The sequence below is a fragment of the Burkholderia sp. Bp8963 genome (assembly GCF_003854275.1).
Taxonomy (GTDB): domain Bacteria; phylum Pseudomonadota; class Gammaproteobacteria; order Burkholderiales; family Burkholderiaceae; genus Burkholderia.
Window position 1 is genome coordinate 128,973 of record NZ_QTQP01000003.1, and the last position, 26,219, is coordinate 155,191.

A 26,219-nucleotide genomic window follows, 5' to 3' on the forward strand; every position below is an offset into this window, starting at 1 on the left:
GGCGGAACGTCCGGACGGCCGCCGCCGCGATTCGATTCGACGTTAGCGGTAACGGATCTGTCGCGTCAGAATTTGTACGCCGCCGTCAGCATGAACATCCGCGGCGCGCCGGGCACGATCTGCGACAGGCCCGTCGCGCTGGCCCAGTAGTCGCGATCGGCCAGGTTGACGGCCGCGAGCGTCAGTTCCAGGTCGCGCGTACGGTACCCGAGCTTGCCGTCCCAGCGTGCATATGCCGGCAGCCTGAGCAGGTTGTCGCGATCGACGTACCGCGAAGCTTCGTAGATCATCCCGATTTCGGCGAAGAAGCCGAGCAGCGGCGCATAGCCGACGAACAGATTGCCGTTTGACGACGATACACCGGCCGATCGCTTGCCGATGAACGCGGCCTCGGCTTCCATGATCCGCGCGTGCTGCCAGCCAATGCCGCCGCGGACGAACCAGTTGCCCGCCAGCCTGCCGGCGATGCCCAATTCGACGCCACGATTGCGTTCGAGGCCGGTGAGGTCGAAGAATCCGGGACGTACCGGATCAGCGACGCGGCGGTTGTACAGGTCGAGCTGGAACAGCGCGAGCGTGGTGCTCAACTTGCCGCCGAGCCAGTCGCTCTTCACGCCGATCTCGTATTGGCGCGTGTATTGCGGGCCGAGATCGTTGGCATTGCCGCGCGCATTCGGCGTGATGCCGATCAGATCGCCGCCGACCGGCGCGAAGTTCTTGCTGTACGACGCATAAACGCTATGTGCGTGGAGCGGCGACCACACGACGCCGAGGCGCGGGCTCCACGCGGTCGTCGTCCGCTGCGAGCGCAGGCCGTTCAGCGCGTTGGCCGAATCGACGTCGAAACGATCGCCGCGCAGGCCGGCCAGGAGTTTCCATGACCGCCCGATGTCGATCCGGTCTTGCCCATACACCGCGTAGTCGTTGACGAGATGGCGGTTCATCGAGAATGGCCATGGCGCCGAACTGGCGAGCGCGAAATTGTCGGGATCGACGATCGAGACCGGCGCCGCGTCGGCCTGCCACAGCCGTGGCTCGCGCCTTTGCCAGCCGTATTCGATGCCGAACAGAAGATGATGCGCGACCGGCCCGGTAACAAGCTTGCCGCTCGCTTCGATACCTGTCTGAACGTTGATCTGCTTCAAGTCCTGCAGGTAGCGCGCACGTTGCACGCGGCGAAAGTCGCGCGGCTTCGCGAGATAGCCCTGCGTGACATAGGTGTTGTCGAACGTACTGTGCAGGTCGAGCACACTCAGCACTTGCTGCACCCGCCAGTCGCCGCCGAGCCGCTGCGTGAACACCGAGCGCCAGTTCATGTTGGCGTCGCGAATGAAGTCGCGGCCCGCCGCGCCGAAGAACGTACTGCGCGACGCGCTCGGCAGCGCATACGCGACGGGCTTGCCGTTGCTGTCGACCGCGGCGACCGGCGCGGGCAGGCCGCGATCCGGCACGCGCTCGTACTCGTCGTATTCGAACTGCATCAGCCAGCTGCGCCGCGCGTCCTGCCATTTGATCGACGGTGCGACATACTGGCGTGTGCCGTCGACCTGATCGCGAAAGCTGCCGTCATGCTCGCGGCCGGCATTCAGACGTGCGCTCCATTCGCTCGACAATGCGCGGTTGACGTCGAGCGCTGCGCCGAGGCGGCCGTAGCTGCCCGTCGTCGCCGACAGGCTGCCGAAACTTTCCGGCATCGGCTGCTTGGTGATCCGGTTGACGACGCCGCCGCCGCTGCCGCGTCCGTACAGTGCCGCTGCCGGCCCCTTCAGCACTTCGACGCGCTCGATATTGCCAAGGCTTCTCACGTACTGCGCGTCGTCGCGCATGCCGTCGAGCAACAGGTCGCCTGCGCTCGAAAATCCGCGGATGCGGAACGAATCGAAGCGCGTGTCCGACGTATTGGAGATGCCTGGCACGCCCGCCAGCGCGTCGGCGAGCGTGCGGCCGCCATAGGACAGCGTTTCCTCGACCGGGACGCTGTCGATCGATTGCGGGACGTCGCGCGGATCGCTCGCGCTGCGGGTCGCCGTGCTGACGTATTCGGGGCGAGGATCCAGCGGATGGCGGCGGCTGCGCACTTCTACCACCGGCAGTTCGCCTTCGTACGCTGCGGCAGCGGAAGGGCAGGGGGCGACGGAAAGGATCGAGCACAGCGACAGCGTGAGGACAGGGCAGCGGCGCCCGGATGTCTGGTGTGTTGCCATGAGAATTTCAGGATGACTGATTGACTGCCTAGCATTGCCGTTGCCTGAATCATTTTGGTAATTGAAGGCGAAGTTTATCTTGATTGGTTGAAAATGACAATCATTCGCATTTGTGGCCGGTGCGCGCCTGCCCCTCGCCTTGACGCTCCCGCCCGCGACGCCTACACTCGCACGCGTTTCGGTGCTCGCGCGCGCCCTCCGGCGCGCGCAGTCAAACGGGAAACAGGGAGCCTGCCTGCACCGCAGTCGCGCCAACCTGTGCTGCCCCCGCAACGGTAAGCGAACGCCTTGCGCCACGCGCAAGGCAGCGCCGCTTCGCCGCATGTGTGCTCGCATGCGGACGACAGCCACTGGACGCCACGCGTGTCCGGGAAGGCGAAGCGGCGTGTTCGTCAGCCCGGATACCGGCCGAGACGAGGGGTTCAGCGCCGCGGGGATGCGGCGCATCGTCCACGTCCGCAGCCACCATGCGTCCGGCTGCCCGAGCGTCTCCCGTATTCCGATCCGCCGCGCGCTTCGCGCGTGGCCGGCCCGGCATCCGGCGGCATGCGCGGGCCCGGGCACGCGGCGCCGGCCGTGTTGGCATTCATCATGTCGACCGTTCGCCAAGGAGCATCATGCTCGACTCGCTTTTCCGCCTGTTCAACGACAGCCCGTCCGGGCTGCGCGGCAAGATCATTGCCATCTATTCATTGCTCTTCGCCTTCAACGTCGGCGCGTGGATCTGGGCATTCATCGCGTTCCACGGCCAGCCGGTGCTGCTCGGCACCGCGGTGCTCGCGTACGTGTTCGGCCTGCGCCACGCGGTCGACGCCGACCACATCGCGGCCATCGACAACGTCACCCGCAAGCTGATGCAGGAAGGCCGCAGCCCGCTCGGCGCCGGCCTGTTCTTCTCGCTTGGCCATTCGACGGTCGTGATCGTGATGTCCGTCGTGGTCGCGCTGACGGCGGCGTCGCTCGCGCGCTTCGAGAGCATGAAGGCGTGGGGCGGCGTCGTCAGCACGTGCGTGTCGGCGTTCTTCCTGCTGCTGCTCGCGACCGCGAACCTGCTGATCCTGATCTCCGTGTACCGCACCTTCCGCGCGGCACGCCGCGGCGAAGCGATCGTCGATGCCGATCTCGACCTGCTGCTGAACCAGCGCGGCGTGCTCGCGCGCCTGTTCCGGCCGCTGTTCCGCCTCGTGTCGCGCAGCTGGCACCTGTATCCGGTCGGCTTCCTGTTCGGCTTCGGCTTCGACACCGCGACCGAGATCGCGCTGTTCGGCATCTCCGCGACGCAGGTGCAGGGCGGCCTGTCGTTCTGGTCGGTGATGGCGCTGCCGGCGCTGTTCACCGCGGGCATGACGCTCGTCGACACGACCGACGGCATCCTGATGATGGGCGCGTACCGCTGGGCGTACGTGCGGCCGATCCGCAAGATCTACTACAACATGACGATCACGTTCGTGTCGGTGCTGGTCGCCGCGCTGATCGGCGGCATCGAGGTGCTCGCGCTGCTCGCGGACAAGCTGTCGCTGCAAGGCCCCGTGTGGGACTTCGCGTCGATGGTGGCATCGCACTTCGGCATGCTCGGCTACTTCGTGATCGGCCTGTTCATCGCGTGCTGGCTCGTGTCGGCCGCGATCTATCGCCTGAAACGCTACGACGAGATCGACGTGACGATCTCCGCCTGACTCCCTTTTTCGACACAGGACCTTCCATGACCATGCGCAAGCTGCCCGTCACCATCGTCACGGGCTTTCTCGGCAGCGGCAAGACGACCTTGATGCGCCACATCCTGCAACACGCGCACGGCCGCCGTATCGCGGTGATCGTCAACGAGTTCGGCGAGCTCGGCATCGACGGCGAAATCCTCAAGGGCTGCGGCATCGGCTGCGAGGATACGGAGGGCGCGCAGGGCGAGGCGTCCGGTCAGCTCTACGAACTCGCGAACGGGTGCCTCTGCTGCACCGTGCAGGAGGAGTTCTACCCGGTGATGGAGGCGCTCGTCGAACGCCGCGCGGACATCGATCACGTGCTGATCGAGACGTCCGGCCTCGCGCTGCCGAAGCCGCTCGTGCAGGCGTTCAACTGGCCGACGATCCGCAACAGCTTCACCGTCGACGCAGTCGTGACCGTCGTCGACGGGCCGGCCACTGCGAGCGGGCAGTTCGCGGAAAACCCGCAGGCGGTCGACGCGCAGCGCCGCGCCGATCCAAACCTCGACCACGAATCGCCGCTGCACGAGCTGTTCGCCGACCAGCTGTCGGCTGCCGATCTCGTGATCGTCAACAAGGCTGATCTCGTCGACGACGCGCAGCTCGCACGGGTCGAGACCGCCATCCGCGAAGAAATCCCGCCGCAGGTGAAGATCGTGCGAGCGACGCGCGGCGAGCTGGATCTCGCGATGCTGCTCGGGCTCGAATCGGCGTCCGAGGACACCATTCACCTGCGCCACGACCATCACGGCTCGGCCGACGACGAAGATCACGATCACCATCACGACGACTTCGACTCGGTCGTCGTCAGCGGCGATGCGGGCTCGCGGGAAGCGACGATTGCCGCGCTCAAGCGCCTGGTCGAGACGCACACGATCTATCGCGCAAAGGGCTTCGCCGCGCTGCCGGACGCGCCGATGCGCCTCGTGATCCAGGGCGTCGGCCGCCGCTTCGACTGCTACTTCGACCGCCGCTGGCAGGACGGCGAAGCGCGCACGAGCCGCTTCGTGCTGATCGGCGAGGACCTCGACGCGGCGGAACTGCAGCGCGCGTTCGACGCGGCGCTCGCGGCCGAGCTGCAACAGGCGTAACGAACGATGCATCTGCTGCGCACCACGCCGGGCGGCTTCGTCGACGATACGCAGGGCGTCGTCCGGATCGACCAGCGGCCCGCCGAGATTGTGATCCTGAGCTCGGCGGATACGACGCTGTCGCTGCTCGCGAGCATCGTGCCGCGCTTGCCCGAAGGCTTCCCGAGCGTGCGGCTCGCGAACGTGACGTTCCTGCGCCAGCCGGCGTCGGTCGATTTCTACGTCGACGACGTGCTGCGGCACGCGAAGGCGGTCGTGATCGACCACCTCGGCGGCGAGGCGTACTGGCCGTACGGGATCGAACAGGCGATGTCGCTCGCGTCGCGGCACCGGCAGCGGCTCGCGATGTTCTCGGGCGACCTGCAGGAAGATCCGAACCTGATCGCGAAGAGCACCGTCGCGCCCGAGCTGTGCCGGATGTGGTGGCGCTATCTGCGCGAAGGCGGCGCGCACAACGCCGAAGCGCTGCTGCGCAGCATCGCGTTCCACACGCTCGGCTTCGGCGACGAGCCCGAGCCGCCGCGCCCGCTACCGGCCGCCGCGCTGTATCACCCGGCGCGCGACCCGGCCAGCATCGACGACTGGCTGCCGCGCTGGACGCCCGGCGCGCCGGTCGTCGCGATCCTGTTCTACAAGGCGCACTGGCAGGCCGCGAACACCGCGGTGTTCGACGCGCTCGCCGATGCGTTGGTCCGCGAAGGGCTGAATCCGCTGCCGATCGCGGTGACGTCGCTGAAGGACGCGGTGAGCCGCGAAGTGATCGCGCGGCTGTGCGACGCGCACGACGTCGCGCTGGTGCTGAATACGACCGCGTTCGCGGCCGGCGCGATCGATGGTCCCGAGCCCGACATTCTCGCCGGCGACGCGCCCGTGCTGCAGGTGATCCTGTCCGGCGGCAACCGCGACGCGTGGCTCGCCGACAACCAGGGCCTGCACGCGCGCGACATCGCGATGCACATCGCGTTGCCCGAGGTCGACGGGCGGATCGTGACGCGTGCGGTGAGCTTCAAGGGGCTCGCGTATCGCTGTCCGCATACCGAGGTCGACGTCGTGCGCTACCAGCCCGACGCCGAACGCGTCGGCTTCGTCGCAGCGCTCGCGCGCGGCTGGTGCCGGTTGCGCACGCTCGACAATGCAGACAAGCGCGTCGCGCTGATCCTCGCGAACTATCCGCAAAGCGAAGGCCGGATCGGCAACGGCGTCGGGCTCGACACGCCCGCGTCGGCGCTCGGCGTGCTCGCGACGCTGCGCGACGCGGGCTACCGGGTCGCGGACCTGCCGGCCGACGGCGACGCGCTGATCGCGCGACTTACCGAAGGCGTGACCAACGACCCGGCGATGCACGCGCTGCGGCCCGCGTTCCAGAGCTTCGCGCTGGCCGACTACCGCACGCACTTCGACCGGCTGCCGGCCGACGTGCGCGCGGCGCTGAACGAGCGCTGGGGGCCGCCCGAAGCCGACCCGACGCTGCGCCAGGGGCGCTTCACGATCGCGGGCTGGCGCGCGGGCAATGTGTTCGTCGGCATCCAGCCGTCGCGCTCGCGCGGCGAGAACGATTACGCGAGCTATCACGACGCGGACCTCGTGCCGCCGCACGCGTATCTCGCGTTCTATTTCTGGCTGCGTCATGCGTTCCGCGTCGACGCGGTGATTCACCTCGGCAAGCACGGCAACCTCGAATGGCTGCCGGGCAAGAGCGTCGCGCTGTCCGATGCGTGCTGGCCGGACCTGACGCTCGGGCCGCTGCCGCACCTGTATCCGTTCATCGTCAACGATCCGGGCGAGGGCAGCCAGGCGAAGCGGCGCGCGCAGGCAGTGATCATCGATCACCTGATGCCGCCGCTCACGCGCGCGGAGAACTACGGCCCGCTGCAGGACCTCGAGCGGCAGGTCGACGAATACTACGAAGCGATGATGGTCGACGCTCGGCGTGCGAAGCTGCTGCGCAAGACGATACTCGCGACGATCGCCGAGCATCGTCTGCATGACGAACTGAGCGTCGCGCCGCCGCGCGATGCGAGCGATGAAGATGCGCTGCTGACGCGCGTCGATGCGTGGCTGTGCGAGCTGAAGGAAGCGCAGATCCGCGACGGGCTGCACGTGTTCGGGATGTCGCCGGTCGATCGCCAGCGGCGCGACACGCTGCTCGCGCTCGCGCGCTTCTCCGTCGGCGACGGGCAGCAGGCGCGCGCGGGGCTGATCGGCGCGCTTGCGCGCGACCTTGCGCTCGGCGACGACTTCGATCCGCTCGCCGCCGACTGGGCCGCGCCGTGGCAGGGCCCACGTCCCGCGCTGCTGGCGGAACTCGAAGAGTCGCCGTGGCGTCATGCGGGCGATACGCGCGAGCGCCTCGAACGGCTTGCGCAGCAGTGGCTCGACCGCCTGTGTGCGAGCGGGCCGCACGCGCCGTATGAGCCATATGAACCGCCACCGGGCACGTGGACGCACACGCTGCCGGTGATCGAACGCGTGCGCGCGACGCTGATGCCTGCGCTCGATGCGTGCGGCGGCGAGGAACTGCGCCAGTTGTTACGCGGACTCGACGGCCGCTTCGTGCCGCCGGGGCCGAGCGGCTCGCCGTCGCGCGGCCGCCCCGACGTGCTGCCGACGGGCCGCAATTTCTACTCGGTCGATACGCGCGCGGTGCCGACGCAGGCCGCGTGGTCGCTCGGCCTGAAATCCGCGCGGCAGCTGATCGAGCGGCATCTGCAGGATCACGGCGACTATCCGCGCGCGATCGGCCTGTCCGTGTGGGGCACGGCGACGATGCGCACCGGCGGCGACGACATCGCGCAGGCGTTCGCGCTCATCGGCGTGCGGCCGAAATGGGCGCACGGCAGCCACCGCGTGACCGACTTCGAGATCCTGCCGATCGAGATCTTCGACCGGCCGCGCATCGACGTGACGCTGCGCGTATCGGGCTTCTTCCGCGATGCGTTCCCGAACCTGATGCATCTGTTCGATGCGGCCGTGCAGGCCGTCGCGGCGCTCGACGAGCCCGAGCATCTGAACCCGATCCGCGCGCGCATCGAACGCGAGCGCGCGACGTGGGTCGCGCAGGGCGTGCCGCCCGACGAAGCGCGGCGCCGCGCGGGCTGGCGCGTGTTCGGCGCGCGGCCCGGCAGCTACGGCGCGGGCCTGCAGGACCTGATCGACCAGCGCCGCTGGCAGACCGATGCGGATCTCGCCGACGCGTACCGCCAGTGGGGCGGCTACGCTTACGCGCAGAACAGTGCGGGCGACGCGGCGCCGGACGTGTTCGGCGAGCGGCTGGCGGCGATCGACGTCGTCGTGCAGAACCAGGACAGCCGCGAGCACGACATTCTCGATTCGAACGACTACTACCAGTTCCAGGGCGGCATGACGGCGGCGGTGCGGCATCTGTCGGGCCGGCAGCCGAGCCTTTATCACGGCGACCACGCGAACCCGGCCGCGCCGCGGATGCGCACGCTGCGCGAGGAAATCGCGCGCGTGATCCGTTCGCGCGTCGTCAATCCGAAATGGCTGGACGGCGTGAAGCGACACGGCTACAAGGGCGCGGCGGAAATGGCCGCGACCGTCGACTATCTGTATGGCTACGACGCGACCGCGCGCGTGCTCGCCGATCATCAATATGCGCTCGTCGCCAACGCGTACCTGTTCGACGACGACACCCGCGCGTTCCTCGAACGGCACAATCCGCGCGCGCTGCAGGGTATCTGCGAACGTTTCGTCGAGGCGATGCAGCGCGGGCTGTGGCAACAGCCGGGCGACTATCGCGAGCGCATCGAATCCGTGTGGCTCGCGAGCGAACAACTTCAGGAAGGGGAACGGCGATGACCGATCCGACGACGCACCGCGCCCGCGCGGTGGCGCCAGCAGTTTTTCCCGCTGTATTTCCATTTGCCGCGATCGTCGGCCAGACGGCGCTGCAACAGGCGCTGCTGCTCGCCGCGATCGATCCGTCGCTCGGCGGCGTGCTCGTCAGCGGGCCGCGCGGCACCGCGAAATCGACCGTGGCGCGCGCGCTCGCAGAGCTGCTGCCGGAAGGCCAGTTCGTGACGCTGCCGCTGTCGGCGAGCGACGAACAGGTGACGGGCACGCTCGACCTCGCGCATGCGCTCGCGGAACACGGCGTGCGCTTCCAGCCGGGGCTGCTGGCGCGCGCGCATCGTGGCGTGCTGTACGTCGACGAGGTGAACCTGCTCGCGGACGGGCTCGTCGATACGCTGCTCGACGTCGCCGCGAGCGGGATCAACATTGTCGAGCGCGATGGCGTGTCGCACGCGCACGATGCGCGCTTCGTGCTGGTCGGCACGATGAATCCGGAAGAGGGCGAACTGCGCCCGCAACTGCTCGACCGGTTCGGGCTGATGGTCGCGCTCGAGAATTGCTACGACGCGGGGCAGCGCGAGCAGATCGTGAAGGCGCGGCTCGCGTTCGACCTCGAGCCCGACGCGTTTCGTGCGCGGTACGACGCCGCGCAGCGTGAGCTGGTCGCGCGGATTCGCGCGGCGCGCGACCGGCTTCCGGCGCTCACGTTCGACGATGCCGTGCATGCGCGGGTCAGCGCGCTGTGCATCGACGCGGCCGTCGACGGGCTGCGCGCGGACCTCGTGATGTTGCGCGCCGCACGCGCGCTGGCCGCGCTCGACGGCGCGCATGCGGTGACGGTCGGGCACGTCGAGCGCGTCGCGGAAACGGTGCTGCTGCATCGGCGTCATGCGCCGCCGGTGCCGGAGTCCGCGTCGCCCTCGGCGGCGCCACAGCAGCGCACGCACGACGATCACCCGCACGGCGACGCGCGTCAGGAACGCGCAGTGTCGTCCGACTCGTCCGGCACCTCCGCGCGCGACGCAACGGATCAGCAACGCGACTGGGGCTACCTGCCGCCCGAACCGGCTGGCTTGCAGGCGGTGAAGGGCGTGGTGCCGCTGCCGCTAAAAAAGCGCTGAGCCATCGAGCCGGCGCCGCCGCGGACACGGTCCGCGGTCCTCGATGGCAGCAAGGCGCGACCGGGCGAACGCCCGGCACGGCGCGCGCCGGTGCGACCGTCGCTTGGCCGGCGACGTTCGCGGCCACGCGTGGCGAACGGTTGCATGCCGATCATCTGCGTTTCCGCAAACAGGCCGGCCCGCCACGCGCGCTGCATTGCTTCGTGCTCGACTGCTCGGCGTCGATGCTGTCGTTCGATCGACTCGCACTGGCGAAGGGGTTGATCGTCGCGTATTTCGATCAGGCTGCGCGCGCGCGTGCGGAAACCGCGCTGATCTGCTTCGGCGGGGCCGGCGCCGAGCGGCGCTTCGGGCCGGCGGTGCCGCGCTGGTGGAATGCGCGCTGGCTCGAGCCGGTCGGCGGTGGCGGCGGCACGCCGCTCGCGGATGGCATCGCGGCCGCCACGACGCTGCTCGCGCACGATGCGCGGCGCGATCCGGACAAGCAGCGGTGGTTGTGGGTGCTGACGGACGGGCGCACACACGAGATGCCGGAGAGGCCGGCGGCGGCCGATCAGGTCGTGTTCGTCGACTTCGACGATGCGGCCGTGCGGATCGGGCGCGGTGAGCGGCTCGCGGCCGCGTGGGGGGCGGAGTGGGTGGCGGCGGAAGGGCTGATGCGGGCTTGAGTGGGGGCACCGCTGCATCAACGGCGTCTGGCCGGCGAAGGCGATCAACGATCGAAGGCTGCGACGACGCCCGTGCGCGGATCGAGAATCCAGCGTCCTGCGCGCGGGCCATCATCGAAATCGAAGAATCCGTCCAGCGTGCCGGCAACCGCGTCGGCGGAACCCTCGCCGATGCGCGGCAGGCTCCAGTTGTCTTCGATGAAGCGGATGATGGAGGACTGGTCGGTCACCCGATGGTCGACGTAGTTGGTTTTCGCCCAAGGCGAGATCACCATCAGCGGCAACCGCGGGCCGTATCCGCAGCGCCCGTTTTGCGTGCCACCGGCAGGGTCGGTCGTTCCCGGCTGGCCGCAACTGCCCGGAGCCAGCAGTTGGTCATCGCTCGTGCTGGACTGATAGACGATCGGTCCAATGACATGGTCGTACCAACCATCGGAATCGTCGTACGCAATCACGATCGCGGTCTCACGCCACTCCGGTGAGCGCATGACATCGTTGACCACGCCGACGATGAAGGTCTGCTCGTCGAGTGGATCGGAATACCCGGCATGTCCGTCCTGGAATGCCGGCGCTTTCAGGAAGCTGACCGCCGGCAGATTGTGCTGCGCGAGCGCAGTGCGAAACCGGCCAAGGTCGTACTGATGGTTGGCCTGGTCGGTCCTGCCGATCGCCGCATCCGATCCCGGCGGCAAATGTTGCGCGTTCAGCGTGCTCTTCCAGTACTGAAAGAACGCGTGGTGGGGTATGTAGTCCGCGCCCGCGCTGGCACCCGACACATTGTTGTGGGCCAGCTTGCAGTTGTCGAAACCACCCATGAATGCGCCCCAGGTAATGCCTTTGGCGTTCAGCCGGTCGCCAATGTTCGACCCTGACATGGTGATCTGGGTGCGCTTCGAATTAGAGCAGATGTCGCCCGCCGGGTCCGGATCGCCGATCACCGCGCCACTGTTGACGCCGTTCGCAATATTGCCGGTCGCGGTCAGGCCGTTGGTGATCGTACCTTTGTAGGTCGTGCCGGCGACGAGGTTCAGAAGGCCGGGGGTGGACGGTCCGAAGCTCGTTCCGAACGAGTTGTCACTCATCGCATAGTGCTGCGCGTAGTTCCACAGCGCGGTCACGGTGTTGCCGTCGTAGTAGCCGAGCGTGCTGTTCGCGCCGAGGATTGCGTCCTTGCAACTGTGCGTGAGGAAGCGGTCCATGAGTCCGCCGTGAAACGCGAACTGTTCGTCTGAGTAACCGTGATCCTGATCGCACGTCACGGGCACGCTGCGGTCGATGCGGAACGGATTCGCGCCGTTCGGGTTATGGGTCAGCAAGCCTGCGCTGTGCAGGTTGTCGACCCTTGGGGTATCGCCCCGCGGTTTTCCGAAGAGGCTCGATCCATCCTTGTTGGGAACCGCATGCGGATAGGTGCCGAAGTAATGATCGAAGGAAACGTTCTCCTGAAAGATCACAACAATGTGCTTGATCGGGGTCCTGGTGGGGAATTCACTGTCCGATCGGGCCGGGATCGACGTCAACAGCCCCGCGCACATCATGGCTGCCGCCATCCCGGACAACATCAACCTGTTTGGCTTGATCGTTTTCATTGTCGGACTCCTGTCTATCGTCCATGGAATGGAGCGCTCCCGGAGCGCACGTTGTCGAGACCATCCGCGCGACGCGATCGGATCGGCGGCTGAATTCAGCCTAGGCGGCGGGTGTGGCACTACGGTGACACGCGCCCGTCGAAGCGATTTTCTTTCGACACGTTGCGACCACGTCGATCGGGCGATGTGATTCAGCAGATTCATCCAGCCGCCTCCTCACGGACACATAGTTGTCCCGTCATCGTCATGTCCGGACACTATCTTTCAACGTGGCCTGTAATTTTCCGTAACGCATCGCCTCACCGTCTCGCGCGTCCGACATCCGGCACGCCTTTCTTCAAGGAGCAATCGTGAAGAATCATTCATCCAGACACGTATTCAGGTTGTGCATCGTCGCATCGGCAGCGCTGATCGCCGTACAGGGCGCGCACGCCGATTCCGGGAACGAAAGGGAAGCCGCTGAACACAGCGGCAGGATGCCGCTGGCGACGGGCCAGTACATCACGCCCGGGCATCTCACGGGCGCGGTGCTGCAGCCGCTCAACCCGGGCCTGCCCGCGTACCCGAACTTCGTTGCCGGCGAAGCGGTGCGTTCGCAGTTGAGCCCCGACGGCACGACGCTCGCGGTGCTGTGCGCGGGGCAGAATTCGCTCTATGCGCCCGATGGCAGCGTTGACGCGGCAAACTCGACGCAATACGTGTTTCTCTACAACGTGGCGGGCGCCAATATGGCCAAGCCCGTGCTGACCCAGGTGATCAAGCAGGCCAACGCGTATGTCGGCCTGGTGTTTTCGCCGGACAGCAGCACGCTCTATGCGGCGGGTGGCGCTGACGATGCCGTGTATGCGTATCGGCGGACCGGGGGAACCTGGTCGCAGACGGCAAAAATCGCGCTCGGGCACTCGGGCCAGGGCCTGGGTCTGGGCGTACAACCCAATGCCGGCGGCCTGGGGCTGTCCGCCGACGGCAAGACGCTGGTCGTGGCCAACAACTACAACGACTCGATCAGCGTGATCGACACCACCACGCACACGGTCCGCTACGAGCACGACCTTCGCCCCTATCGTGCGAACAATGAAGGCGCCGACGGCGGCACCGGCGGAACCTTTCCGTTTGCGGTGGTCGTCAAGGGCAACGGCACCGCGTATGTGTCATCCGATCGTGATCGCGAAGTCGTCGTGGTCGACATCTCGTCGCCTGTCGCCGGCCACCTGATCAAGCGCATCAAACTCGACGGCAATGCGCTCGGGATGACGCTCGATGCGTCGCAAGCCAGGCTGTACGTGGCGCAGGACAACGCCGACCAGGTCGCTGTCATCGACACCGCGAGCAACACGGTCACCGCGAAGATCGACGCGCGCGCTCCGGCGAAGCTGCTGCACGGCACGAAGTACACGGGCGCGGCCACATTCGCGGTGACGCTTGCGAAGGATGGCAAGACGCTCTACGCAGTGAATTCCGGCGCGAACTCGGTGGCCGTGATCCCGCTCGCCGGCCCCAATGCGAACACGGTCACGGGCCTGATTCCGACGGCCTACGAACCGCACGACATTACGTTCAGCGCCGACGGCAACTGGATGTACATCGTGAACGGCAAGAGCATCACGGGCGCCAACCCCGGCCATCTGTATGGCCACACGGAACTCGTCACCAACGTGACCTTCCCGGGCGGCAACGCGGCGGCCGCGGCGGCGGCGAGGGCGTCGAACCAGTATCAGTTCCAGCTCGAACGCGCGTCGCTCGTCAGCGCGAAGGTGCCCAACGCGCAAGAGCTCCATGAGTTGACGGAGGTCGTCGCGCGGAACAACTTCTACTCGGACGATACGGCCGAGCACGGGGAGCGGAAGATCGAGTTCCTGCGCAACCGGATCAAGCACGTCATTTACATCGTCAAGGAAAACCGCACGTTCGACCAGATCCTCGGCGACCTGCACAACGGCGCGAACACCGCTCCGGCACTGACCATGTTCGGCAAGAACATCACGCCGAACTTCCACAGCCTCGCGAGCAATTTCGTCACGCTGGACAATTTCATGGATCCGGGCGACGGCAGCATGGACGGCTGGTCATGGGCGTTGCAGGGCCGCGTGACCAATACCGAAACGATCACCCAGCAGATCAACTATGCGGCCGTGAACCGTGGCTTGTCCTACGAATCCGAAGGGTCGAACCGCAACGTGCCGGTCAATCTGGCAACCGTCGCGGAACGCGACCACGCGACCAACGGTGCATACAGCAGCGGGGCCGGCGGGTTGGCCGGCGGCCCGGTCAACCTGTTGCCGGGCGTCGGCAACCACGCATCCTCCGACGCACCGTTCGGAATCCAGAAGGGCTACATCTTCAATGCCGTGCTCGAGGCAGGGGGCACCGTGCGCAATTATGGATTCCTGGTCAACAATATCGGCAGCATCGGCACCAAGAGTTCGCCGGTGTCGAATCCGTTCGCGGCCGGTATCGTGCAGGCGACCCCGCTCGAACCGACGCTCGCCGCGTTCACCGACGTCTACTTCCGCGGTTACGACCAGAACTATCCGGACCTGTGGCGGTACAACGAATGGAAACGCGAATTCGACCAGTTCGTCGCGCAGGGGAATCTGCCCAGCCTGTCGACGGTTCGCTTCAGCCATGATCACACGGGCAGCTTCGGCACCGCACTCGCCGGCGTCAACACGCCCGAAACCCAGCAGGCCGACGACGACCTGGCAGTGGGCCGGCTCGTCGAGGCCGTAGCCCACAGCCCCTATGCGGCAGACACGCTGATCATCGTCACCGAAGACGATTGCCAGGATGGCCCGGATCACGTCGATTCGCATCGAGCGACGACTTATGTGGTCGGGCCGTACGTCAAGCAGCACGCGGTGGTCAAGACGCGCTACAGCCAGGTCAATGTGCTGCGGACGATCGAGGACATTCTCGGCACGCAGCACATCAATCTGAACACGGCCTATCAGCGGCCGATGACCGATGTCTTCGACATCCATTCATCAGGGGCATGGACCTACGACGCAACCATCTCGACCGTCCTGAAGACGACGACGCTGGCGCTGGGCGGGCAGGACGGCGCCGTGCAATTCGCACGGGGTCCGGACGTCAAGCCGACGCATGACGCCGCCTATTGGGACCGCGTCACCGCCGGTTTCAATTTCGACGAGGCCGATCAGGTGCCGCCCGCCAAATACAACAAGGTGCTGTGGTCCGGCATCAAGGGCAAGCGACCGTATCCGACGGTTCTCCGCGGTCAGCAGTTTGCCGACACGGACGACTGACGCACGGCCCGACTGCGCGGGCGACGCAGTGCGCGTCGCCCGCAAGCGTGGTGGCAACACGCGCAGCAATCAGCCATGGCAGACGTCTGGCCATCGACGATTGCGGCGAAGAGCGGGCTGACAAAAAGGCGGGCTGACAAGGATCCCGTCGGAGCGACACTTCCCGTTCAACGCAGCGTGCTGACGCCGGAAGCTTGCGTCGTCAGGTCGCGATAGAACGCATCGATTGCACTCACCATCTGCGAGAGCCCCGGTTGCTCGAGCGGATTGATCGCGTACGGACGCGGCCGGAAAATCTCGCCGTCGGCGTTGCTCAAAGGCTCGCAACTGACGCAGAAGCAACTCGCCGATCCGGACTTCACGGTGCTGGCCGCGCAGGAGCTGACGGTCGCGTCGAACCTGTTGGCGCTCACCGGGCACGAAGCCGACCTCGGCCTGAAGCTCGGCCTGTCGTACCAGCTGTCGGCCTACGGATTGCTGGGATACGGGATGATGAGCAGCGCGACGGGCATGGCGGCGATTGCCCTCGCTGGCCGCTATCTGGCGCTGACCTACACCTACGTCGGGATGGCGTACCGTCGCGCAGGGCCGCACGACGTGGTCACGTTCGAGCCTGCGCCTGAGCTGTGTGCGGATCTGCAACGCTTCTTCGTCGGGCGCGCCATGGGCGCCACCTGCCGGGTGCTGCGCGACGTGATCGGCAGCGATTTCGCACTCGCGACATTCGATCTGGCTTACGACGGCGAGCCCGGCGGGAAGACCCAGGTGCTGGGCGCCAAGGTGCGGTATGGCCAGCGCGCCAGCGCGATCACCTTCGAACATGCGCACCTCGAGCGGCCGCTGCCCCAGGCAAATGCCGCCACCGCCGCGATGTGCGAGCGCATGTGCGCCGAGCTGCTCGCGCGCCGGCGGACCCGCCTCGATATCGTGTCCTTCCTGAACGAATACCTGGCCACGCACACGTTCGACTGCCCGCCGCAGCTGAAGGACATCGCGGCGCTGCTCAACACCAGCGAACGCACGCTCAAGCGCAGGCTTCAGGAGGAGGGCGCCTGCTTCCGGGACATCTCGAATGCGGTGCGCAAGACAAGGGCGCAGGCGCTGATCGTCGAGGGACGCCTGTCGATCAAGGAGATCGCGCAGGAACTGGGGTTCAGCGACGTGTCGTCGTTTTCTCAGGCCTACAAGCGGTGGACGGGCGCAGCGCCGAGTGTGACGCGGCTGCGCGCGTAGCGGGCGACGCCAGCGCGGCTCGGGGCGGCATCGGTCCACTGGTCAGTGCGCGGCTGCCTTGGCCGGTCTGTTGGATGCGTACGGGATACCGCCGCCCGTCAGCGTCTCCCCGGCCGCGCGACCTTTCGCCGAACGCGCCTGCGATGCGCGTGCGACACATGGCCAACTCGCACATCTTCGTTCCGCTGCTGGACATGATGCGCGACGGCATCCGTCACCGTCGGAAAGAAATTCAGTTGCCCGAACGTGTCGAACAATCCATAAGCGCGCAAACGGTCCTTCACCGGCCCCTTCATTTCCGCGAAACACAGTGCGATCCCGCGCTCCCCGAGTTCGTCGCGCAGTGCGACGAGCCGGTCTGCTGCGCTCACGTCGATATCGGTAACGGGCTCGGCCGCGACGACGACGCATGTGACCGGCGACGACGCGCGCGCGAGCGCGGCGTGCAGATGCTCGCAGAAGATCTCGACGTTCGCATGGAAGAGTGGGGCATCCCAGCGAAACAGCACGAGCCCCGGTGTCTGCACGGCGTCCGGATGCCGGGCAATGTCGTGATAGCCGCGGACACCCGCGAGCCGGCCGAGCACCGCATCGTACGGATGCCACGCCCGCCAGACGAACGACAGCAGCGACAGCGCGCACGCGAGCAGGATGCCCGGCACGACGCCGATGCCAATGACGCCCGCGAAACACAGCACCGCGATCAGGCATTCGCTGCGACGCATCCGGTACAGCCTTACGACACTGCCGATATCGGCGATGCCGGCCGCCGCGTAGACCACGACCGCCGCCAGCGTGGCGCGTGGCACCAGCATCAGCAGCGTCGGCGCGACAACGAGCAGCAGCACGATGCAGGCTGCCGCGACCAGATTCGTGATCTGGCTCTGCGCGCCTGCCGCCATCGCAACGGGCGTACGCGACGCGCTGCTGCTGACGGCACAGCCTTGCATCAGGCCGGCCAGCAGGTTGGCGGCGCCCAGCGCGACGAGTTCCTGATTGCGATCCGGCGTGTCGCCGGCGCGCAGGGCGAGTGCACGCGACAGCATGCTGATGTCGGCGAACGAAACGAGTGCAATCGCGATTGCGCCAGATGCAAGTGCGCTCACGTCTGCCAGCGAGACGGCGGGAAGATGCGGCGTCGGCGCACCGGCGGGCAACGCACCTACCGTCGCGACGTCGTGCAACGGCGGCAGGCGTCCAATCAGGGTTGCCGCGAGCACGGCTATCAGCATTCCCGGCCAACTTGGCGCGACGCGCTTGAGAAGCGGAATGGCTGCGAGCACACCCAGGCCGAGCACGCAATCGTTCACGGAGAACCGGCCGTGCAGGACGTGCTGGACGGTAGCCGATATGCCGCCATCCGTTACTGGCATGCCGAGCAGCTCCGGCAGCCGGCCGACGACGAGCGTGACGGCGATCCCGTTCAGGTAGCCATACTGAATCGGGCGCGACAGCAGGTCGGTCACGAAGCCGAGCCCGAGCGTGCCGATCAGGATGCAGATTGCCCCGGCCGACAGGGCCAGCGCCGCAGCGAGTGCCACGGCGCGTTGCGGGTCGTGGCCGGCAAGCGGCGCGATGGCGCCGGCAATCAGCGCGGCCAGCGCCGAATCGGGCCCGAGTACGAGAATCCGGCTCGGGCCCAGCAACGCATAGGCAAGCAATGCGGCGATCGACGCATAGAGCCCCGTCACCGCAGGCAGGCCGGCGGCCTGCGCGTAGCTCATGCCGGCCGGCACGAGCACGGCGGTCAGCGCGATGCCCGCGTACAGATCGCGCGCAAGCCACGCGCGCCGGTAGTGCGCCAGCAGCGCGATCCCCGGGAGATGTCGTGCGAGGGATTCGGGAAGAGGCCGGTTCATCGCAGGTTCGCCGGTGATATGACCGCGCGGCTCCGATGTCGTGGCGACGGGGCCGTGGCGGCCACGCGTACGGCCCGTGGTGCGTGCGCGACTCCATCGTGTCAGGAACCGTCCGGTGTCCGTTGACCCACGTCAAGCTCCGGTTTCTGCGTCGTGCGGACGAAGTGTCTGGCGACTACGCTTGAAGAAAGCGAAGCGCGCGCAACAAATGATCGCGCCGGGAGACAAGCATGCGCGAGACGTACGATATGCAAACGCCGGAAACGAAAGGTGCCGTACAGGCAATCCTCAGGGAACACCAACAACTGTCGACCATTATTTCGGGCATGCAGCGCTTCGTCGAACTTCTCGGCGCGGGTGCGAAGGCACCCGGGTTGATGGTGCTTCGGGCGATGCTGTACTACATTCGCGAATTTCCCGAGCAGGTTCATCACCCCAAGGAGGACCGCTATATCTTCGCGCGCCTGTGGCATCGTGCGTACGATCTCGATAGGACCATTGCGGATCTGGAGGAGCAGCATGTGCGAGGCGAAACGCTCGTGCGAAATATCGAGCATGCATTGACCCGATATGAACTGGCCGGCGAGTCAGCTCTCCCGGTATTGCGCAAGATGGTCGAGGACTATGCTGCGTTCTACAGAAATCACATGCGCGTGGAAGAAGAGGTGATATTACCTGCCGCAACGAAATGGCTGACGGCGCAAGACTGGCACGAAATCCATCGGGCGTTTGGCGCAAACCGCGACCCGTTCGCCGGCGTCGAGGCCGAGGAAGATCTCGGCCACCTCTTCTCATTGATCGTCAACGCCATCCCGGTGGCGTAAATCCGGGTTCCCGCCGGGCGCGAAACGGGCGGCTGTCGCAACCGGGGATCCAGCATGCGCGAGCGTCCCGAAGACGTGGATCCCAAGCAGCCGGATAACGCTTAACCGGAGGCACGTGACATGAAAGCTCTGGCGCTGACCATCACCCTTGGGCTCGTGCTTGCCGGAACGGCCTGTCACGATCTGGAGCATTCTCGGGCTGTCGACAATCCGTCTGTTTCCGGAAAGACGATCGCAGAGCAGGTTTGCTCGAACTGTCATGGCGTGACGGGCGTCGCAGTGTCGCCCATGTTCCCCAAGCTGGCGGGCCAGCAGCGGGAGTACCTTGTCAATCAATTGACGGACCTTAGAAACCGCGCCCGATCCGACCCACATGCCAAAACGTTCATGTGGGGCTTCACCCACCTGACCGATGCGCAGATCGGCGAAATCGCCAACTGGTTTTCAAGTCAGCCACCGGTCATGGGATCGCCGAGCAATCCCGCGCTCATGGAGCAAGGCCGGGCGATCTTCTTCTCCGGCCTGCCCGACAAGGGCGTTCCGGCTTGCACGACATGTCACGGGCATAGCGGCGAGGGAATGGGGCAGTTTCCGCGGCTTGCCGGCCAGCACGCGCAGTACGTCGTGACGCAACTTCTCGTGTTTCAGCGCACGGACCAAAGACCCCGCGGCGCGACGATGAAGGCGGTTTCACGGAACATGTCGGAGCAGGAGATGCGACAGGTGGCGGCTTTCGTGGAGGCTTTTCCGCCAACGGCTGGAGCGGTGAAAGGAACGCCGGCCAGCCAATAGCCCGCGCGCTCAATCGCCACCGAAGCCGGCGTTCGTCAGCAGGTCGTCGACGATGATCTCGCCGGCCGCGCGTCCGGCGCTGAGGGCATCCAGCGTGTCGGCGAACGGTTTCCCGGTATCGTCGGACAACCGCACCGGCGAGAAGAAGATCGACGACGTGTCGCCCTCGCGAACCTGCACGACGGCGACGTAGCCAGGCGCAAGCGCGGTCGCGCCGGCGTCGCCGGCCGGATGATGTTCGCAGCGGACTTCGATCGTGTACCCGCGGTAGGTGTACTTGCTGATCATGTCGGGCTCGCTAAGGGGCGCGGCGTCGGGAACGCTCACTGGGCAGCGGATTTCGGACGAACGGCGTCAGACTGGCCCTATCGGCGATAAACGGCCACAGACAGCCACAAACAGTCGTAACAGGTCTGAAGCGGTCTCAAACGGTCTCGGCGTACCTTGTCCTGAACGACGGGTCGAACTGCAGCAACTCGATGATCTTGCGCGTCGGAACACTGGCGCGCAGTGCCGCCAGTCGATCGAGCGGAAACCACTTGCAATGGACGATCTCGTTGCGGGCGCGCGGCGCCAGGTCGACGGGAACGTCGGTAACGAATACGTGGTGCAGCTTCGTGAGTCCGCCGAACTGGACTGCATAGGTAAGCGCAAGCCCCTCCAGCGCTGTTTCCTCAGACAATTCGCGATGCGCGGCCTCCAACGGCGTTTCGCCGCGCTTGATCGAGCCGCCCGGCAGCGACCAGCGCGCCGCCGTTCGCGCGACCAGCAGCACGCGGCTGTGCTGGCGGCACACAATGGTCGCCCGTTCCTTGACGAGCAAAGTGGTGTCGGTTTGCGAGTTCATGAGTATCGATGCGTTGCCGCAAGCATAGATGAATTCAGGGGGATTTGTCAGGTTCCAATCGTTCGTCATCCGAACAGGATCGTGATGGGGCGCCAATATGACTCGAACGTGTCAGCCGCGTGAACATTCACGAGCAGGCCGGCTGCATGAGCCGCCGCATCACGTGTGCCGGTAGGCCGCGTGCCGGGTATGCCTGACGTGCCGCACATGCCGGCGTTTGTGGACCGCAGGCCGGTAATGGTGCCGATGCGGTGTCACATGGTGCCGCCGCGACGCGGGTCGCGCCTCAGGCACCGCCCCCTGCGGCAGCGGCGCAACCTCGGTCGCACCCGGCAGCGGCGCGGGCTGCGCCGGCTGCGCGTCGCTTTGCGGCTGGGTCTGCCCTTCGCCGAACTGATAGGTCTGCGCGTGCGCGACACCGAGCGTCGATGCGAGCGCGATGGCGGCCAGCAGCATGCGTTTCATGAAACCTCCGGACCCGTGGGGAAGTCGTGCGACCGCAAGCTTAGCGAACGGCAGCGCATCCCCGCAACCAGATCGTGCGCGCACTCGTCGAGCAGGCCGTGCGGTGCCATGCGCAAGGCTGGGCCGACCGAGGACCGACGCGGGGCTGCGCGGGACCGACGCAGGGCGTCGTGCCCGCGCGGCATTCAGCGATACCAGCGCGGCGTATAGACCCAGTCGCGCCCGTCGCCGACCGAGAAGCGCCGGGTCGTCGATGATCCGACGATCACCATCGTGCGCATGTCGACCTGGTCGGCGCGCAGCGCGCCGAGCGTCGTATTGACGAGCGTCGCGCCGGGCCGGCCGATGTCGCGGCCGAGCACGACGACGGTATCGGCCGCGCGATGCGCGCGCACGACGTCGAGCGCGCGATCGAGCTGCCACGGCCGTGCGCGCGAGATCGGGTTGTAGAACGCCATCACCAGGTCGGCCTCGGCCGCATGCGCGAGGCGCGTCTCGATCACGTCCCACGGTTTCAGGTTGTCCGACAGCGAGATCACGCAGAAGTCGTGGCCGAGCGGCGCACCGGCCTGCGCGGCGGTCGCGAGCGACGCCGACACGCCGGGTTCGACGCGCAGATCGACCGCCGCCCAGCGCGGGTCGCGTGCTTCGTCGAGCGCTTCGAGCACAGCGGCGGCCATCGCGAACACGCCCGGGTCGCCCGACGACACGACGGCGACGCGCCTTCCTTCAGCAGCCAGTTCGAACGCGTGGCGCGCGCGCTGCATCTCTTCGCGGTTGTCCGTGCCGTGCACGCGCTGCTCCGCGCGGAACGGCCCGGCCATGTTCACGTAGGTCGTGTAGCCAAGGATGTCGGTCGCCTCCGCGAGCGCCGCGCGTGCCGCGGGCGTCAGCCATGCGGCGCTGCCGGGCCCGAGGCCGAGCACGGTCAGGCGGCCGCGCGCGCGGCCGAGCGTCGCCGGATCGACGGGTTCGGTGGCAACCGCGCAGGCCAGTCCGTCGTGCGCGTCGTTCGTGCCGTTCGAATCACGCATCGCATGCCGCACGCGCAATGCCTGTCGCAGCATGGTGGCTGCGTCGGCGCCGGCTTCGGCATCGACAAAGCGCAGTGGCGCGCCGAGCGCGTCAGCGGCCGCTTCGAGCGTCGCGTCGCCGATCATCGTCGCCGGCGCGACGAGCGCGGCCAGCGCTTGGGGTGCAAGGCCATGTGCGTCGAGCAGCGCGCCGACGCGCGAGACGAGCGGGGTGTTCTCGGCGTTCCCGGTGTCCCCAGTGTCCCCAGTGTCCTCGGTGTCCTCGGCGTCCGATACGCCGAGCCGCGCGCCAACGCCGATCACCACGCTGCGCGGATGGATCACGAGTTCGTCACGCGCGCCGCGCCATGCAAGCGGCGTCACGCGGATCGCATGCGCGGCCGCGTCGTCGCGCGGCAGCGCGACGTCGTCGAGCCACGGCGCGGCGCCGTCGACGCGCGTGGATGCGCCCGCGAGCAGGTCGGAGACGAAGCGCTTGCCTTGCGAGAGATCGGCGAGCGCATAGCCGTCGGGCGGATTGAGCACGCACGCGCCGAAGCGCAGCTCGCCGCTCGTCGTGATCGCGGGCGCGACGCCGAGCCAGTCGGCCAGCTCGCGCGCGATCGCGTTCACGCCGGTGAGGCCGCCGAGCAGCGGCACGACGGCCGAGCCGTCCTCCGCGACCGCGAGCACCGGCGGCTCGACGCCCTTGTCGGCGAGCGCGGGCGCGACGCAGCGGATCACGATGCCGGCCGCGCACAGCGCGACGATCGGCAGGCCGCGCGCATACAGTTCGCGCAGGTGTGCGCCGAGCTCGTCGAACGGCACGTCGGCGGCGACGCGCGACGCGAGGCCGTGCACCTGCGCGCCCGGATAGCGCGCCTGGATGCGCCGCGCGGTGTCGAGCGCGCCCGCGCCGAGAATCACGATCGCAGGCGGGGTCGTCATCCTTGCCATTTTTCCCCCGGCACGACGAGCAGCGAAAAATACGGCGACGCCATCGGGTCGACCTCGTCGAGCGGCACGATGCGCTGGTTCGCCATCGTCGCGCGCTCGACGTACAGCGCGCGCTTTGCCAGGCCCAGCTCGTCGAGCACGCGCCGCACCTTGTCGAAGTTGCGGCCGAGCTTCATGATCACCGCCGCGTCGGCCTGCGCGAGCCGCGCGCGCAGTTCGTCCTCCGGCAGCACGCCGGACAGCACCGACAGGCTCTGGTTGCGGTACACGAGCGGCTGGCCGAGCACGGCCGTGCCGCCGAGCATCGAGCACACGCCCGGCACGACTTCGGTGTCGTAGCGCGGCGCGAGACGATCGTGCAGATACATGTACGAGCCGTAGAAGAACGGATCGCCTTCGCAGATCACGGCGACGTCGCGGCCCGCGTCCAGATGCGCGGCGACGACGTCGGCCGCGGTGTCGTAGAAATCGGCGATCACGGTTTCGTAGCAGAGCGGCGGCGGCAGCGCTTCGGTCGTCACCGGGTAGACGAGCGGCAGTTGCACCTGCGCGTCGAGCAGATGCGCTTCGACGATGCCATACGCATTGCCTTTCTTGCCTTTCGCGACGAAATACGCGACCACCGGCGCGGCCTGCAACAGGCGCACCGCCTTCAGCGTCATCAGTTCGGGGTCGCCCGGGCCGACGCCGAGGCCGAACAGGCGTCCGCGCGCGGCCGTCATTCGACCTCCGTCGCGAGCGCGTTGACGGCGGCCGCCGCCATCGCGCTGCCGCCACGGCGGCCGAGCAGCGCGACGTACGGCACGCCGCGGCTGTCGGCCGCGAGCAGCGCCTTCGATTCGGCCGCGCCGATGAAGCCGACCGGGAAGCCGAGAATCAGCGCGGGGCGCGGCGCGCCGGCGTCGAGCAGATCGAGCAGATGGAACAGCGCGGTCGGCGCGTTGCCGATCACGACGACGCTGCCCGCGAGGTGCGGGCGCCACAGTTCGAGCGCCGCGGCCGAGCGCGTGTTGCCGAGCTGGCGGGCGAGGTCGGGCACCTCGGGCTCGCCAAGCGTGCAGAGCACGCGATTGCCGGCCGGCAGCCGCGCACGCGTGATGCCTTCCGCGACCATCTTCGCGTCGCAGAGGATCGGCGCGCCGGCGGCCAGCGCTGCGCGGCCCGCCGCGCCCGCGCCGGTGGAGAAGCGCAGGTCGTCGACGACGTCGACCATCCCGCACGCGTGGATCACGCGCACCGCGAGTTTCTCGAGGTCCGCGGGGATCCGCGACAGGTCGGCCTCGGCACGGATCGTCGCGAACGACTGGCGGTAGATTTCCTGCCCGTCGCGTATGTAGTCAAGCATCGGTGGTGTCCTGGCTTTGCCGCGCATCGCCCAGTCGGGCCGCGGCTTGGTCGATCGTCAAGTGGCGCGCGAGCGGGGCGCCGAGGCCCGCTGCGTCGTCGCGCCGGTAAAGGTCGTAGCGTGCCGGCGCGACCGCGACGAGCGTGTGCGCCGCGGGGTGCGGCAGCGCGCAATGGCGCTCGCAGCCGGTCAGGTGCACGAGGTTCACGGCGTGCACGCTGCGCGCATGGCCGACGCGCGCGGCAAGCGCGAGCGCGTCTTGCTTCGTGTCGGCACGCGCTTTCGCGCAGCCGGCGCTGCCGGCGCAGGCGACAAGCTGCGCGAGCGGATCTGTCGGCTCGCAGACGAGGCCGAGCGCGGCGAGCGCATCGCGCAGCGCGGGCGCGTCGGTTGTCGCGACGCCGTGGATGAACACGCCTTGCCAAGGTGTGATCGACAGTGTGCCGTCGCCATGCGTGTCGGCGAGCGCCGCGAGCGCGTCGAGTCGCGCCGCGTCGAGACGGCCGAGCGCGAACTGCGCGCCGACGCTGCAGCGCGACGCGTCGTTCGACGGATGCGCGCCGAAGCGCAACGCGAAACCGGACGGCGCGCGCCGCCAGTCGGCAAGCGCGGGGTCGGCTGCAAGCGGAAACGGCAGATAGGCTTGTGCGCGCTCGAGCAGCACCTGCTCGCCACATGTCGCAAGCAACGCGCGCATGCGCGTCACGTCGGTCGGCGCGAGGTCGAGGAACGCGAGCAGCAGCGCGCGCACGAGCGCGGCCGATTCCTCAGGCGAAACGTCGACGCACGCGGGCGCATCGGCGCGCGAAACCGGCGGACATCCGGCGAGCCCGGCCGCGATGCGTACGGCGCCGTCGCCGCGCCGCCATGCGGACAGCCAGATGTCATGTGGATGGTCGAGCGCCGCGACCGCTTCGCCGCCGTCGAGCTGGATCGCGAATTTCGGCGACAGCTCGAAGCGGCGCGGCTCATGCGCGAGCAGGTCGAACAGCGGCGCGGCGAGCGCGCGGCTGTCGATGAGCGCGGCGGGATCGCGCCCCGCGAGCGGGCTCAGCATCAGGTTGCGCACGTCGTCGCTCGCCGCGAGCGCGGCGGCATCGCCGCCGGCGTCGACGAGCGGGCCGAGCCCCGCATCGAGCAGCGCGCGGGTGAGCGCATCGACTTCGCCGCCGCGGATCCCGCGCAGTTGAAGGTTCGCGCGGTTGGTCGCTTCGATCACGCCGGAACCGTGCGCACGCGCGACGGCCGCGATCGCGCGCGCCTGGGCCGCGTCGACGCGGCCGCCGGACAGCTTGACCCGGCACAGTCCGCCATCGGCGGCCGGGACGACGCGCACGAGCCCCGGGCAGGCCGATGGCCGCACGGCAGGTGAAGCAGGGGACGGAACGGAGGCGGAACTCAACGGGGCACCGGGACTGTGTCGCGCCGCGGC

At 67.7% G+C, this 26,219-nt stretch carries 20 protein-coding genes and 1 riboswitch; of the genes, 9 read left to right on the forward strand and 11 right to left on the reverse strand.

From position 1 onward, the window contains the following. Positions 1-65: 65 nt before the first annotated feature. The gene (locus DID96_RS03955; RefSeq protein WP_124597945.1) at positions 66-2,204 is read right to left on the reverse strand and encodes a TonB-dependent siderophore receptor; all 2,139 of its coding nucleotides are present in this window, start codon (positions 2,202-2,204) and stop codon (positions 66-68) included. Between the two features lie 162 nt (positions 2,205-2,366). Further along, positions 2,367-2,632, forward strand: a riboswitch (cobalamin riboswitch). Between the two features lie 189 nt (positions 2,633-2,821). On the opposite strand from DID96_RS03955, the gene DID96_RS03960 reads away from it, so the two are divergent. The 5 genes from DID96_RS03960 to DID96_RS03980 all read left to right on the forward strand — a co-directional run bounded on the left by DID96_RS03960 (position 2,822) and on the right by DID96_RS03980 (position 10,597). Then, positions 2,822-3,880 carry a HoxN/HupN/NixA family nickel/cobalt transporter gene (locus DID96_RS03960; protein ID WP_124597946.1) on the forward strand — a complete coding sequence of 353 codons (1,059 nt, stop codon included), beginning with the start codon at positions 2,822-2,824 and terminating at the stop codon, positions 3,878-3,880. Positions 3,881-3,906: 26 nt separating this feature from the next. After that, complete coding sequence (cobW, locus tag DID96_RS03965) at positions 3,907-4,995, forward strand: cobalamin biosynthesis protein CobW (protein WP_124597947.1); 1,089 nt, start codon at positions 3,907-3,909, stop codon at positions 4,993-4,995. Positions 4,996-5,001: 6 nt separating this feature from the next. Further along, the gene (cobN, locus tag DID96_RS03970) at positions 5,002-8,814 is read left to right on the forward strand and encodes a cobaltochelatase subunit CobN (RefSeq protein WP_124597948.1); all 3,813 of its coding nucleotides are present in this window, start codon (positions 5,002-5,004) and stop codon (positions 8,812-8,814) included. Beyond that, positions 8,811-9,929 carry an ATP-binding protein gene (locus DID96_RS03975; RefSeq protein ID WP_124597949.1) on the forward strand — a complete coding sequence of 373 codons (1,119 nt, stop codon included), beginning with the start codon at positions 8,811-8,813 and terminating at the stop codon, positions 9,927-9,929. Before cobN ends, DID96_RS03975 begins: the two co-directional genes overlap by 4 nt. Before the next feature lie 140 nt (positions 9,930-10,069). After that, positions 10,070-10,597: a VWA domain-containing protein gene (locus tag DID96_RS03980; RefSeq protein ID WP_124597950.1), complete on the forward strand. Its 528-nt coding sequence runs from the start codon at positions 10,070-10,072 to the stop codon at positions 10,595-10,597. 44 nt (positions 10,598-10,641) lie between these two features. Here the strand turns inward: DID96_RS03980 and DID96_RS03985 are convergent, their stop codons facing one another. Continuing rightward, positions 10,642-12,186 carry a phospholipase C gene (locus DID96_RS03985; protein ID WP_124597951.1) on the reverse strand — a complete coding sequence of 515 codons (1,545 nt, stop codon included), beginning with the start codon at positions 12,184-12,186 and terminating at the stop codon, positions 10,642-10,644. Between the two features lie 350 nt (positions 12,187-12,536). On the opposite strand from DID96_RS03985, the gene DID96_RS03990 reads away from it, so the two are divergent. Then, positions 12,537-15,452: a bifunctional YncE family protein/alkaline phosphatase family protein gene (locus DID96_RS03990; protein ID WP_124597952.1), complete on the forward strand. Its 2,916-nt coding sequence runs from the start codon at positions 12,537-12,539 to the stop codon at positions 15,450-15,452. A 167-nt stretch (positions 15,453-15,619) separates the two neighbouring features. On the opposite strand, the gene DID96_RS38795 is transcribed toward DID96_RS03990, so the two are convergent. Next, complete coding sequence (locus tag DID96_RS38795) at positions 15,620-15,769, reverse strand: hypothetical protein (protein WP_260463798.1); 150 nt, start codon at positions 15,767-15,769, stop codon at positions 15,620-15,622. Here DID96_RS38795 and DID96_RS03995 point away from each other — a divergent pair. Beyond that, complete coding sequence (locus DID96_RS03995; protein WP_260463799.1) at positions 15,762-16,685, forward strand: AraC family transcriptional regulator; 924 nt, start codon at positions 15,762-15,764, stop codon at positions 16,683-16,685. The two genes, DID96_RS38795 and DID96_RS03995, sit on opposite strands and share 8 nt — an antisense overlap. A 98-nt stretch (positions 16,686-16,783) precedes the next feature. Here the strand turns inward: DID96_RS03995 and DID96_RS04000 are convergent, their stop codons facing one another. Next, a complete protein-coding gene (locus tag DID96_RS04000; RefSeq protein ID WP_124597954.1) occupies positions 16,784-18,544 on the reverse strand; it encodes a SulP family inorganic anion transporter in 1,761 nt (586 codons plus the stop codon). A gap of 230 nt (positions 18,545-18,774) precedes the next feature. Between DID96_RS04000 and DID96_RS04005 the strand changes: the two genes are divergently transcribed. Then, entirely contained in the window at positions 18,775-19,368 is a 594-nt protein-coding gene (locus DID96_RS04005; protein ID WP_260463800.1) for a hemerythrin domain-containing protein, read from the forward strand. A 120-nt stretch (positions 19,369-19,488) separates the two neighbouring features. After that, a complete protein-coding gene (locus DID96_RS04010; RefSeq protein ID WP_124597955.1) occupies positions 19,489-20,160 on the forward strand; it encodes a cytochrome c in 672 nt (223 codons plus the stop codon). 9 nt (positions 20,161-20,169) lie between these two features. On the opposite strand, the gene DID96_RS04015 is transcribed toward DID96_RS04010, so the two are convergent. The 7 genes from DID96_RS04015 to cobG all read right to left on the reverse strand — a co-directional run bounded on the left by DID96_RS04015 (position 20,170) and on the right by cobG (position 26,189). Further along, positions 20,170-20,448, reverse strand: coding sequence for a hydrogenase maturation factor (locus DID96_RS04015; RefSeq protein WP_124597956.1), 279 nt, complete (start codon positions 20,446-20,448; stop codon positions 20,170-20,172). A gap of 136 nt (positions 20,449-20,584) precedes the next feature. Further along, positions 20,585-21,007, reverse strand: a complete 423-nt coding sequence (locus tag DID96_RS04020; protein WP_124598051.1) for an NUDIX hydrolase — start codon at positions 21,005-21,007, stop codon at positions 20,585-20,587. Between the two features lie 159 nt (positions 21,008-21,166). Continuing rightward, positions 21,167-21,472, reverse strand: coding sequence for a hypothetical protein (locus DID96_RS04025; protein WP_124597957.1), 306 nt, complete (start codon positions 21,470-21,472; stop codon positions 21,167-21,169). A 185-nt stretch (positions 21,473-21,657) separates the two neighbouring features. Next, positions 21,658-23,433 (reverse strand): precorrin-3B C(17)-methyltransferase, encoded by a 1,776-nt coding sequence (cobJ, locus tag DID96_RS04030; protein ID WP_124597958.1) that lies wholly within the window; start codon positions 23,431-23,433, stop codon positions 21,658-21,660. Next, positions 23,430-24,164: a precorrin-2 C(20)-methyltransferase gene (locus DID96_RS04035; RefSeq protein ID WP_124597959.1), complete on the reverse strand. Its 735-nt coding sequence runs from the start codon at positions 24,162-24,164 to the stop codon at positions 23,430-23,432. The genes cobJ and DID96_RS04035 overlap by 4 nt, the downstream gene beginning before the upstream one ends. Next, the gene (locus DID96_RS04040; protein WP_124597960.1) at positions 24,161-24,787 is read right to left on the reverse strand and encodes a precorrin-8X methylmutase; all 627 of its coding nucleotides are present in this window, start codon (positions 24,785-24,787) and stop codon (positions 24,161-24,163) included. The genes DID96_RS04035 and DID96_RS04040 overlap by 4 nt, the downstream gene beginning before the upstream one ends. After that, positions 24,780-26,189 carry a precorrin-3B synthase gene (cobG, locus tag DID96_RS04045; protein ID WP_311767720.1) on the reverse strand — a complete coding sequence of 470 codons (1,410 nt, stop codon included), beginning with the start codon at positions 26,187-26,189 and terminating at the stop codon, positions 24,780-24,782. Before cobG ends, DID96_RS04040 begins: the two co-directional genes overlap by 8 nt. Positions 26,190-26,219 lie beyond the last annotated feature (30 nt).